Consider the following 10,831-nt stretch of genomic DNA (forward strand, 5'->3'; position numbering starts at 1 on the left):
TGCCGGGTGTCCCATATGTCTCAACGCCGGTTCCTCAAGGGAACTGTTCTTCAGGGAGCGTGGGAATGGAAAGTGTAGGCTGGATTGCAGCAATCATCATCGGCGGTCTCGCCGGCTGGCTTGCGGGCAAGCTCATGGACATGCGCTTCGGCATCTTCATGAACATCATTCTCGGCATTGTCGGCTCGGTTGTCGCCGTCGCCGTCCTTCGCACTCTTGATGTCTTCGTGCAGGACAGCAGGCTCGGTTATTTCGTCACGTCTTTCCTCGGTGCCAGCCTTTTGTTGTTCCTGGCAAAGCTGGTACGGCGCTGAAAATGCTTCGTGACCGGAAGGGGCTTACGCTTTTTCTGGAATTGTTCTAAAGCATCCGGCCAACAGGTGTTTAGATCGCCACAGGCGATGGAAGCAGGTTTTAAATGGTCACTATTCTCGACAGAACGTCGTCCGACGAAAAGCGTATCCGCCATCCGGAAAAGGCGCATCGGCCCGATACCGAGGTCATGCGCAAGCCGGAATGGATCCGCGTCAAGGCGCCGACCTCCAAGGGCTATCACGAGACGCGCGAACTGGTGCGCAGCCACAAGCTGGTAACGGTGTGCGAGGAAGCCGGCTGTCCGAATATCGGCGAATGCTGGGACAAGAAACACGCGACCTTCATGATCATGGGTGAAATCTGCACCCGCGCCTGCGCCTTCTGCAACGTCGCGACCGGCAAGCCCAACGCGCTTGACATGGACGAGCCTGAGAATGTCGCCAAGGCCGTCAAGCAGATGGGCCTTTCGCACGTCGTCATCACCTCGGTAGACCGTGACGATCTCGCCGACGGCGGTGCTGAACATTTCGAAAAGGTCATATGGGCGATCCGTGCTGCGTCTCCAAACACGACCATCGAAATCCTCACACCCGACTTCCTGAAGAAGCCCGGTGCTCTGGAGCGTGTCGTGGCCGCCAAGCCCGATGTCTTCAATCACAATATGGAAACCGTTCCGGGCAATTATCTGACGGTCCGCCCCGGTGCGCGCTACTTCCATTCCGTGCGCCTCCTGCAGCGCGTCAAGGAACTGGACCCCACCATGTTCACCAAGTCGGGAATCATGGTTGGCCTCGGTGAAGAGCGTAACGAAGTGCTGCAGCTGATGGATGATCTGCGCAGCGCCGACGTGGACTTCCTGACCATCGGCCAGTACCTGCAGCCGACCCGCAAGCACCACAAGGTCGAGGCCTTCGTGACGCCGGAAGAGTTCAAGTCCTACGAAACGGTTGCCTATACCAAGGGCTTCCTGATGGTCTCCTCCAGCCCGCTGACGCGGTCGTCGCATCATGCCGGCGACGATTTCGAGCGCCTGCGTGCTGCCCGCGAAAAGAAGCTGCTGGCGGCTGCGGAGTAAGCAGCGGTAGGCCCAAAAGGGGCGCACTCTCTCTCCCTCGTCATCCTCGCCCTTCAGGCGAGGATCCATTGGCGACCGAAAAGGTGGATACTCGGGTCAGGCCCGAGGACGACGTCGAGTGGCGTGGGCTCGTCAGGAAACTTGGCTGCCTGTTTTAGCTTGCCTCGCTCACACCACAACCTTCTCCGGCCTATGCGCCCGCATGCACAAGATCACGCTCAGCACCACCGAACAGATCGCCACGATCTCGACAATCGTCGGCCCGCGTCCTTCCCATAAAAACCCGTAAAGCAGCGCAAACAGCGTCTCGAACAGGATCATCTGCCCGACCAGGGTGAGCGGCAGCATGCGGCTCATGCGGTTCCAGAATGCATTGCCGAGAATGGAGGCGGTGAAACCGAGGCCAGCGGCGATGGCGGCGAAATGCAGCCAGTCTCCCATATTGTGGCTTCCTCCGCCAAAGCCGAAGGCCGGAATGGCGAGCAGCAGCGCAAGCCCGCCGGTCACGACACCGGTCATCATGTTCCAGTCATCGGCGCTGACATGGTGAAGACGTGACAGCCAGCGGGCATTGCCGACGGCAAAAGCCGTCCAGGAGGCCAGCGCGCCGAGAGCACAGGCAAGCCCGATGACGCGGGACACATCCAGACCGGCATCGTTTTCCGTCAGCGACTGCCAGGAAATGCCGATAATGCCGATTGCGCCGAAGGCAAGCGATGGCCACAGCCGCTTCAGCGACACCGCGCCATGGTCACGACTGCCGATAATGGTAACGGCGACGGGCAGGAAGCCGATGATGATCGAAGTGAAAGCAACGCCGCTGAGCTTCACCGCCGTTGATATGAAGACATAATAGGCGATATTGCCGATCATGCTCAGCCAGCCGAGCGCAAACCATTCCCGCGCGCCGAAATGCGCCGATACCCGTTTCAGGCGCGGCCCGATGATGATGAGGGAAATCAGCCCATAGGTGAGATAACGCGCCGTCGATAATTGCAGGGCCGAAAAATCAGGCACGAGTTTCGGAGCGAGAAATATGCCACCCCAGAGTGCGCCTGCCAGCACGCCGTAAAAAACACCGAGACCCGTTTTGTTGTTCATGTCATGTCACATCCACATTCACATTTGCCTGCGATGTGCCACAGGCCTTTGCGGCTGTCTTGACAAAAACTCCTGAGGTTTTGTCCGCCGCTCTGATTGTTGGTTTTTAGAGGGTTGTCCGTTGATAGCGGATCGAGGGTGTGTGAGGTTTACCCCCCTCTGCCCTGCCGGGCATCTCCCCCACAAGGGGGGAGATCGATCTGCGGCAAGGTCTCGTTCATCTCGAAGCTTGAGAATGAAGTGGAGGTAGCGCCTCCTGCCGATCTCCCCCCTTGAGGGGGAGATGCCCGGCAGGGCAGAGGGGGGTAAACCACGCCCACCTCGATCCGCTATGAGCTGACAACCTCCTGAAAGCTCAAATCTAATGAATGCCGCGGTTCCGGCGATAGGTGGCCGGCGTTTCACCCACCGCATTGCGCATGGCGCGGGTCAGCGCCGTCTGGTCGGAAAAACCGGCACTGAGAGCGATTTCGGCAATCGGCAGGCTGGATTGGCTGAGGAGCGTGCAAACCTTGTCCATCCGCAATCCGGCAAGCCAGCGGTGAGGCGGGAAACCGAATTCTTCGAGAAACAACGCGTGCAGGCGGCTGTCGCTGATCGTCACGCAGGCCGCCAGCATGTCGATCGTCCAGGGAAAGAACGGCTCCGCCCTGACGACTGCACTGAGTTTGCGCAGGCGCTGGCGGATATCGGCTTTTTCAGGCGCAAGGCTGTCCACCAGCAGGGGCGCCCAGAGACCGGCAATATCGTCGCGCCGGCCGTCGGTTTTGATGAGGCCGCGCATATAGGCGATCAATTGCCGTGTATCAGGCGCAATATCGAGAAACGGCGCGCGGGCGAATCTCTCCAGCGTCTGTTCGGAAACGGCACTTTCATCGATATCCACCACCAGCGAATGGTTTATCGCCGTCGCTTCCTGCGTATGCGATGCATCACGGTGGATGAAGACGCCGCGTCCGGTCGACAGTTCGTCCTGCCGTCCGCCCACGTCAATCCGCAGGCAGCCGGAGACTGGAAGAACGATCTGCACGAAACCGTGCCGTTCCCTAGGTCGTTCCTGCCGGTAGGTTCTGATATCTGCCGATGCGACTGTCATGACGCTGTCGTTTCCATTGTGCAAAGAAATGGCCGCCTCGAAAAAGCGGCCAGTTTCATTGTCTGATTATGACATCGTCTTGAAGGTTGGGCCAGCCGGCTTTATCGGTGGGCCATACGAAACGGCAATTAACAGTCTTCCTTGGCGGTCGATTCGCCGCGTTTGCGCTTGCGCAGAACCGGCTTGTTCTCTCTCGCCTCGCATTTTGCAACGTCGATAAGGTAGGCAAGCACGGGCATGCCGTTCATCGATGCGAGTTGCTTGGCGGATTCGAGAAGGTTGATGATGTTGGAAAAATCGTCCATCGGCTCACTCAGTGGCTCAAAGCGGTTATGTGTCGGGTCTGAACCCAAAGATGAATACGCGTGGGAAAAACGGGAGCGCCCGGCGCGTTTGCATCCAGTGGGTGTAATATTAGTGGCAAATAAATAGCAATCCCTGTGAGGGGGTTGCAATAGTCAATTTTCCGTAACTGCCATGCGCAACGACAATATCGCTTGAATGCGGGTGTCCGCACGTTAGGCAATTTTCCGGTCATGACGAGGGTATAGAATGCCGAACTATCTCGAGACAGTGGAAGACGCGGCTGCAATCATTGTTCGGGCGCAGCGCATCATGGTCGTTGGCTGCTCCGGGGGCGGCAAGTCGACGCTCTCGCAGAAACTCGCGCGCAAATTTGAGCTTCGTTATATCTCCATGGATCGCGAAATTTTCTGGCTGCCCGGCTGGGAGTTGCGCCCGCGCGAAGAACAGCGGCAGCGGATAGCCGCCATGGTCATGGAGGAGCGCTGGTTGATGGATGGCAGCAATCCGTCGTCTTTTGATATGCGCATGCCGCGCTCTCACATCGTGCTCTGGGTGAGAATGCCGCGCTGGCTCTGCCTGTGGGGAGCCATCAGCCGGGCGATCAAGGGTTATGGCAAGGCACGGCCTGAAATGGCGGAGGGATGTCCGGAAAGGATAGACGCCGATTTCCTGCGTTATATCTGGAACTTCGAGCGCCGCCATACTCCGATTTTCGAGCAGAATTTCGCTCTTTATGGTCAGGGTGTGCCGGTATTCCAGCTGAAAAGCCGAAAACAGTTTCGCCGCCTTCTTGATCTTCTTGTTATCGGCGATTAACTGCCGCTTATGCCCCAGTTCGAAACGCATCGCCACGTCAAACACTCACCCGACCGCATGTACGACCTTGTCGCCGATGTGGAGAAATATCCGGAGTTTCTGCCCCTTTGCGAAGGGCTTACCGTTCGCTCGCGCAAGGAGCGGGATGGCAAGGTGCTGCTGGTGGCGGATATGACGGTGGGCTACAAGGCCATTCGCGAGACCTTCACCACGCAGGTGCTGCTGAACCCGGCCGAGCGCGCCATCGATGTGAAATATATCGATGGGCCGTTTAAATATCTCGACAATCGCTGGCGTTTCGAAGAATCAAAAGATGGTGGCTCGGCCATTCATTTCTTCATCGATTATGAATTCAAGAGCCGGTTGCTCGGCGCCGTCATGGGGTCGATGTTCGACCGGGCCTTCCGTATGTTCGCCGAAGCCTTCGAGACCCGCGCGGACAAGATTTACGCCGACCCGACCTGATTGAGGGCGACAAGCATCTCAAGTGCAGTTCTGACGGTCGCCAGCCGGATTTCGGTGCGGCCGATCTCGCCGTAACGCATTTCATGATGCAGGATTTCGCCGCTGCGTGCCTTGGCGGCCAGATGCACCAGGCCAACGGGTTTGTCGGCGGAACCGCCTCCAGGACCGGCAATGCCGGTCACGGCCATGGCAAAATCCGCACGCGAGCGGAACAGTGCGCCATGCGCCATCTGCAGCGCCGTCTGCCGGGATACCGCGCCGAAGGTCGTCAGCGTCTCGGCGCCAACCCCCAGCATGTCCATCTTGGCCTGGTTCGTATAGGTGACGAAACCGCGATCAACGACGGCGGAAGAGCCGGCAATTTCGGTCAGCGAACCGGCGATCAGGCCGCCTGTGCAGCTTTCAGCGGTCGAGACCATGAAGCCACGCGCGGTGAAATCGGAGATGATCCGCTGCGCCAGTCTTTCTATGTCACCGGGAAAAAGGCTCATAGTGGTCTGCCCTTGTAAACGACGGTGGCGGTGGCGATGGCCGCAATGCCTTCCCGGCGGCCCACAAAGCCGATGGTTTCATTGGTTGTCGCTTTCACCGAGCAGCGCTCCAGCGCAATCCCAAGCATATCAGAGAGCGCTTCGCGCATGGCCTGGCGATGCGGGCCGATGCGCGGTGCTTCGGCGATCAGTGAGACATCGGCATTCATGATCGTGCCGCCATTGTCGCGCACCACCTTGGCCGCATGTTCGAGGAAGATGCGTGAGGCTGCACCCTTCCATTGCGGATCGGATGGCGGGAAGTGATCGCCGATATCGCCCGCACCACAGGTGGCGAGCAGCGCGTCCGTCAACGCATGCAGCGCCACATCGGCATCCGAATGGCCTTTGAGTCTCTGGTCGTGTTCGATGAACACGCCGCAAAGCGTCACGCCATCGCCGGCCTCCAGCTGGTGCACGTCGTAGCCATTGCCGGTGCGCACGTCGGGCAATGCGTGAGAGAGCTTTTCATCAGCCATGGTGATATCCCGCTTGAGAGTGAGTTTGACATTGTCGACCGAACCTTCGGTCAGCGTCACCGGCAGTCCCGCCCATTCGGCAATCGACGCATCGTCGGTAAAATCGGTCTTTCCGGAAGCGGCAGCGGCGCGGTGTGCGGCGAGAATATCTCCAAAGCCGAAGCTTTGTGGCGTCTGCGCCGCATAAAGTCCCTGCCGGGAAACCGTTTCCACGACGCGATCATCTGACCCGCGCTTCAGCGTATCGGTGACGGGCAGGGCGGGCAGAACGCCGACAGCACCTTCCTGGTGCAGCGCCACGATACGCTCCAGCATCTCGGCGGCGACGAAAGGCCGCACCGCATCATGGATCATGACATGGCTCAGATCGTGCGAGGAAAGCACCTCAAGCCCGGCCAGCACCGATTGCTGGCGCGTTGCGCCGCCGGTCACCGTGATGATCCGCTCGCCGGCGTCAACCCGCTCAAGGATCGGTGACAACAGTGCGGCATCGTCGGCATGGCTGACGATCACGATCGGGCAAGTACCGTCCCAGTCAAGAAAGGTCGACAATGTATGCTCGATCACGGCCTTGCCGCCGATCGGGCGATATTGTTTTGGCCCCTCCTCGGGGGAGCCTGCCCTTTCACCGCGTCCGGCGGCGACGATGACGATGCCGAGTTTCATAGTACTTTCCTGCATTGGTCATATGCTTTGCGCGCAACCCTTAGCGGTTGACAGTCCTGCTCTAGCGTTTCAAAACCGGGATGGCCAGCCCGATAAGACGCGCATTCATCCTGCACGCCGCAGGATCGTCTGTCATTGCGCGTCGCAACCTGCACAAATTGCCACCGACCGCAAAACAGGCAGGCAGCCGCCCCGCAAATAAAAGGTGCAACCTTCTAAAAGTGCTTGGCAACTGCGCAAACACTGTCTAAAAATAATGCAAATAACCCTTCTGCATGAAAGATCATCAGTTGTCCCTTCCGGAATTGTCAGAACCGTTCAGCATCGGCTCAGTAACGATCCGTAATCGTGCGGTGCTGGCGCCCATGTCTGGCGTGACGGATCTGCCGTTCCGGCAGCTTGCCTGGCGTTATGGCGCGGGTCTGGTCGTGACGGAAATGGTCGCTAGCCGCGAACTCGTGGCCAACAGGGGTGAATCCTGGGCGCGGCTGAAAAATGCCGGCATGGTTCCGCATATGGTGCAGCTTGCCGGGCGCGAGGCGCATTTCATGGCGGAAGCCGCCAGGATTGCCGCGGATAACGGCGCCGGCATCATCGATATCAACATGGGTTGCCCGGCCAAGAAGGTGACGGGCGGTTATTCCGGTTCGGCGCTGATGCGCGATCCCGATCACGCTCTTTCATTGATCGAGGCGACGGTTGGCGCGGTTGCTGTGCCCGTCACGCTGAAGATGCGGCTCGGCTGGGACGAAAACACCATCAACGCGCCCGAGATTGCCCGCCGCGCCGAAGCGGCAGGGGTTCAGCTCATCACCATTCACGGCCGTACCCGCATGCAGTTTTATGAGGGACATGCGGACTGGGACGCCATCCGCGCAGTGCGGGAGGTAGTTTCCGTGCCGCTGATCGCCAATGGCGATGTCGAGACCGCTGATGATGCGCGGGAAATTCTCCGTCGTTCCGGTGCGGATGCCGTCATGGTCGGTCGCGGTGCGCAGGGGCAGCCCTGGCTGCCGGCGGTGCTGGCCGGACATTCAGCACCGCAACGCGCCGAAATCGCTGATATTGCCGTCGAGCATTACGAGATGATGCTGGAATTTTACGGAAGGGAAGCCGGTCTGCGGCATGCCCGCAAACATCTGGGCTGGTATCTCGACCGTTTTGCACCGGATTTTACCGCGCCCGACAAGGCTAAAATCATGACATCGCGTGACACGGCGGAAGTGGCGGATCTGCTGCGCTCCGCCCTTTGCGAAAATGCGGGCGAAGAAGCCGCAAGGAAGGCCGCATGAGCGCTGACAAACACAGCCCGGCAGATGCAAACCCGCTCGCCATGGCGGTTCTGAACGCGGTGCAGAACCCCGTCATTCTGGTGGATGCCGAAGGTTTTATCGCATTCGCCAATTGGGAAGCCGAAGCCTTTTTCGGGGCGAGCGCCTCCCATCTTGCCCGCTACCGCGTCTCCACCTTCATTCCCTTTGGCAGCCCGCTTCTGGCGCTGATCGATCAGGTGCGGGAGCGCCGCGCGCCGGTCAATGAATATCGCGTTGACCTGAGTTCTCCGCGTCTCGGACAGGACAAGTTGGTCGACCTTTACGTCGCGCCTGTCGTCAGCGAGCCGGGATCGGTCGTCGTCGTCTTTCAGGAACGGTCGATGGCCGACAAGATCGATCGGCAATTGACCCATCGCGCGGCGGCTCGTTCCGTCACCGGGCTCGCCTCGATGCTGGCGCATGAGATCAAGAATCCGCTTTCCGGTATTCGTGGCGCCGCCCAGCTGCTGGAAACATCGGTTGCCGACGAGGACCGGGCGCTGACGCGGCTGATCTGCGATGAGACCGACCGCATCGTCTCGCTGGTCGATCGCATGGAGGTATTTTCCGATGAGCGGCCGGTGGACCGCGTGCCGGTCAACATCCATTCGGTGCTCGATCATGTGAAGGCCATCGCCAAGGCCGGCTTTGCCCGCAACATCAAGATTTCCGAAAATTATGACCCGTCGCTGCCGCCGGTCTATGCCAATCGCGATCAGCTGGTGCAGGTGTTTCTCAATCTGGTGAAGAATGCGGCGGAAGCCGTGGGCAATCAGCCGGATGGCGAGATATTGCTGACCACCGCTTACCGTCCCGGCATGCGCCTTTCAGTCGCCGGCAGCCGCGAACGCATCTCGCTGCCGCTCGAATTTTGCGTGCATGATAATGGTCCGGGCGTCCCGGCCGATCTTTTGCCGCATCTTTTCGATCCTTTCATTACCACCAAGACGAATGGTTCGGGCCTCGGCCTGGCACTTGTTGCCAAGCTGATCGGCGCGCATGGTGGCATCGTTGAATGTGACAGCCAGAACCACCGCACGACTTTCCGCGTATTGTTGCCCGTCTCGCCGGAAATGGCGCTAGACGACAGCTCTTTGCCGAACACGACAGGAAATGACCCATGACAGCTACGATCCTCGTCGCCGATGATGATGCCGCGATCCGCACGGTTCTGAACCAGGCGCTCAGCCGCGCCGGTTACGATGTGCGCATCACTTCCAATGCCGCAACGCTCTGGCGCTGGGTTTCGGCAGGTGAGGGCGATCTTGTCGTGACCGATGTCGTGATGCCGGACGAAAACGCCTTTGATCTTCTGCCACGCATCAAGAAGGCCCGGCCGGACCTGCCGGTTCTGGTCATGAGCGCCCAGAACACTTTCATGACCGCCATCAAGGCCTCGGAAAAGGGCGCTTATGATTATCTGCCCAAGCCCTTCGATCTGACGGAGTTGATCGCCATCATCGGCCGCGCGCTTTCTGAGCCGAAGCGCAAGCCGGCGAAGCTCGATGACGACATGCAGGACGGCATGCCGCTGGTTGGCCGCTCGGCAGCGATGCAGGAAATCTACCGTGTTCTCGCCCGCCTGATGCAGACTGACCTGACGCTGATGATCACGGGTGAGTCCGGTACCGGTAAGGAACTCGTGGCGCGGGCGCTGCATGATTACGGCAAGCGCCGCAACGGTCCCTTCGTCGCCATCAACATGGCAGCGATCCCGCGTGATCTCATCGAATCGGAACTGTTCGGCCATGAGAAGGGCGCCTTCACCGGTGCGCAAAACCGCTCCACCGGCCGTTTCGAACAGGCCGAGGGTGGCACGCTGTTCCTCGATGAAATCGGCGATATGCCGATGGACGCACAGACGCGCCTGCTGCGTGTGTTGCAACAGGGCGAATATACGACGGTGGGTGGTCGCACGCCGATCCGCACCGATGTCCGCATCGTTGCCGCCACCAACAAGGACCTGAAGCAATCGATCAATCAGGGCCTCTTCCGCGAGGACCTTTATTATCGCCTGAATGTCGTGCCGCTGCGCCTGCCGCCGCTGCGTGACCGCGCCGAGGATATTCCCGATCTGGTGCGTCATTTCATCCAGACAGGCGAGAAGGAAGGCCTGGAAGGCAAGCGTTTCGAGAGCGAAGCCCTTGAGGTCATGAAGGCCTATGCCTGGCCGGGCAACGTGCGCGAGCTGGAAAACCTGATCCGCCGGCTGATGGCCCTTTATCCGCAGGAAGTCATCACCCGCGAGATCATCGAGCAGGAATTGCAGTCGGATGTTCCTGACAGCCCGCTCGACAAGATGGCGGTCCGCACCGGCACGCTTAGCATTTCGCAGGCGGTCGAGGAGAATATGCGGGATTATTTTGCAAGCTTCGGCGACGGCCTGCCGCCGCCCGGCCTTTATGACCGCGTGCTGCGCGAACTCGAATATCCGCTGATTCTCGCTGCCCTGACGGCGACGCGTGGCAACCAGATCAAGGCCGCCGATCTCCTCGGCCTGAACCGCAATACGCTGCGCAAAAAGATCCGCGAGCTTGGCGTTTCGGTCTATCGCAGCTCCCGCCCGACCTGAGAATGTTGACAAGGCCGCACTTGTCGTTGCATTTTCGCCACATTGTGTTGCTTGGAAAACACTAGGAGGGAGAGAGATTCGCTAGTCTCAAGCGTTT

The 10,831-nt window shown here is 59.5% G+C and carries 12 protein-coding genes; 7 read left to right on the plus strand and 5 right to left on the minus strand.

What is annotated here, in order from left to right; all coding sequences use genetic code 11:
- The first annotated feature begins 65 nt into the window (after nt 1-65).
- On the plus strand, nt 66-314 hold the full coding sequence (locus EXN68_RS03980; protein ID WP_065115534.1) for a GlsB/YeaQ/YmgE family stress response membrane protein: 249 nt from the start codon (nt 66-68) through the stop codon (nt 312-314).
- Nucleotides 315-418: 104 nt separating this feature from the next.
- On the plus strand, nt 419-1,390 hold the full coding sequence (gene lipA / locus EXN68_RS03985) for a lipoyl synthase (RefSeq protein ID WP_142839703.1): 972 nt from the start codon (nt 419-421) through the stop codon (nt 1,388-1,390).
- Nucleotides 1,391-1,558: 168 nt separating this feature from the next.
- Here lipA and EXN68_RS03990 read toward each other — a convergent pair whose 3' ends face one another.
- The 3 genes from EXN68_RS03990 to EXN68_RS27585 form a co-directional block, all read right to left on the minus strand.
- Nucleotides 1,559-2,491 (minus strand): DMT family transporter, encoded by a 933-nt coding sequence (locus EXN68_RS03990; protein ID WP_142839704.1) that lies wholly within the window; start codon nt 2,489-2,491, stop codon nt 1,559-1,561.
- A 361-nt stretch (nt 2,492-2,852) separates the two neighbouring features.
- Nucleotides 2,853-3,587 (minus strand): helix-turn-helix transcriptional regulator, encoded by a 735-nt coding sequence (locus EXN68_RS04000; RefSeq protein ID WP_142839705.1) that lies wholly within the window; start codon nt 3,585-3,587, stop codon nt 2,853-2,855.
- A 128-nt stretch (nt 3,588-3,715) separates the two neighbouring features.
- Nucleotides 3,716-3,892 (minus strand): hypothetical protein, encoded by a 177-nt coding sequence (locus EXN68_RS27585; protein WP_003496171.1) that lies wholly within the window; start codon nt 3,890-3,892, stop codon nt 3,716-3,718.
- 247 nt (nt 3,893-4,139) lie between these two features.
- Here EXN68_RS27585 and EXN68_RS04010 point away from each other — a divergent pair, with 247 nt between their 5' ends.
- Nucleotides 4,140-4,709: a P-loop NTPase family protein gene (locus EXN68_RS04010; RefSeq protein WP_142839706.1), complete on the plus strand. Its 570-nt coding sequence runs from the start codon at nt 4,140-4,142 to the stop codon at nt 4,707-4,709.
- 9 nt (nt 4,710-4,718) lie between these two features.
- A complete protein-coding gene (locus EXN68_RS04015; protein ID WP_142839707.1) occupies nt 4,719-5,174 on the plus strand; it encodes a type II toxin-antitoxin system RatA family toxin in 456 nt (151 codons plus the stop codon).
- On the opposite strand, the gene EXN68_RS04020 is transcribed toward EXN68_RS04015, so the two are convergent.
- Nucleotides 5,156-5,665: a CinA family protein gene (locus EXN68_RS04020; protein WP_142839708.1), complete on the minus strand. Its 510-nt coding sequence runs from the start codon at nt 5,663-5,665 to the stop codon at nt 5,156-5,158. The genes EXN68_RS04015 and EXN68_RS04020 overlap by 19 nt on opposite strands.
- A complete protein-coding gene (locus EXN68_RS04025; protein WP_142839709.1) occupies nt 5,662-6,849 on the minus strand; it encodes a bifunctional 2-C-methyl-D-erythritol 4-phosphate cytidylyltransferase/2-C-methyl-D-erythritol 2,4-cyclodiphosphate synthase in 1,188 nt (395 codons plus the stop codon). The genes EXN68_RS04020 and EXN68_RS04025 overlap by 4 nt, the downstream gene beginning before the upstream one ends.
- 275 nt (nt 6,850-7,124) lie before the next feature.
- Here EXN68_RS04025 and dusB point away from each other — a divergent pair, with 275 nt between their 5' ends.
- The 3 genes from dusB to ntrC are packed head-to-tail and all read left to right on the plus strand — an operon-like array spanning nt 7,125 to nt 10,734.
- Nucleotides 7,125-8,141 carry a tRNA dihydrouridine synthase DusB gene (dusB, locus tag EXN68_RS04030; RefSeq protein ID WP_142839710.1) on the plus strand — a complete coding sequence of 339 codons (1,017 nt, stop codon included), beginning with the start codon at nt 7,125-7,127 and terminating at the stop codon, nt 8,139-8,141.
- Nucleotides 8,138-9,286, plus strand: a complete 1,149-nt coding sequence (locus tag EXN68_RS04035; RefSeq protein WP_046800206.1) for a two-component system sensor histidine kinase NtrB — start codon at nt 8,138-8,140, stop codon at nt 9,284-9,286. Before dusB ends, EXN68_RS04035 begins: the two co-directional genes overlap by 4 nt.
- On the plus strand, nt 9,283-10,734 hold the full coding sequence (ntrC, locus tag EXN68_RS04040) for a nitrogen regulation protein NR(I) (protein ID WP_046800205.1): 1,452 nt from the start codon (nt 9,283-9,285) through the stop codon (nt 10,732-10,734). The genes EXN68_RS04035 and ntrC overlap by 4 nt, the downstream gene beginning before the upstream one ends.
- Nucleotides 10,735-10,831 lie beyond the last annotated feature (97 nt).

The organism is Martinezella rhizogenes (assembly GCF_007002745.1).
Classification (GTDB): domain Bacteria; phylum Pseudomonadota; class Alphaproteobacteria; order Rhizobiales; family Rhizobiaceae; genus Agrobacterium; species Agrobacterium cucumeris.

Coding starts and splice junctions, on each gene's coding strand:
- EXN68_RS03980 (WP_065115534.1), top strand. CDS start 66: ATGGAAAGTGTAGGCTGGATTGCAGCAATCATCATCGGCGGTCTCGCC.
- lipA (WP_142839703.1), top strand. CDS start 419: ATGGTCACTATTCTCGACAGAACGTCGTCCGACGAAAAGCGTATCCGC.
- EXN68_RS03990 (WP_142839704.1), bottom strand. CDS start 2,491: ATGAACAACAAAACGGGTCTCGGTGTTTTTTACGGCGTGCTGGCAGGC.
- EXN68_RS04000 (WP_142839705.1), bottom strand. CDS start 3,587: ATGACAGTCGCATCGGCAGATATCAGAACCTACCGGCAGGAACGACCT.
- EXN68_RS27585 (WP_003496171.1), bottom strand. CDS start 3,892: ATGGACGATTTTTCCAACATCATCAACCTTCTCGAATCCGCCAAGCAA.
- EXN68_RS04010 (WP_142839706.1), top strand. CDS start 4,140: ATGCCGAACTATCTCGAGACAGTGGAAGACGCGGCTGCAATCATTGTT.
- EXN68_RS04015 (WP_142839707.1), top strand. CDS start 4,719: ATGCCCCAGTTCGAAACGCATCGCCACGTCAAACACTCACCCGACCGC.
- EXN68_RS04020 (WP_142839708.1), bottom strand. CDS start 5,665: ATGAGCCTTTTTCCCGGTGACATAGAAAGACTGGCGCAGCGGATCATC.
- EXN68_RS04025 (WP_142839709.1), bottom strand. CDS start 6,849: ATGAAACTCGGCATCGTCATCGTCGCCGCCGGACGCGGTGAAAGGGCA.
- dusB (WP_142839710.1), top strand. CDS start 7,125: ATGAAAGATCATCAGTTGTCCCTTCCGGAATTGTCAGAACCGTTCAGC.
- EXN68_RS04035 (WP_046800206.1), top strand. CDS start 8,138: ATGAGCGCTGACAAACACAGCCCGGCAGATGCAAACCCGCTCGCCATG.
- ntrC (WP_046800205.1), top strand. CDS start 9,283: ATGACAGCTACGATCCTCGTCGCCGATGATGATGCCGCGATCCGCACG.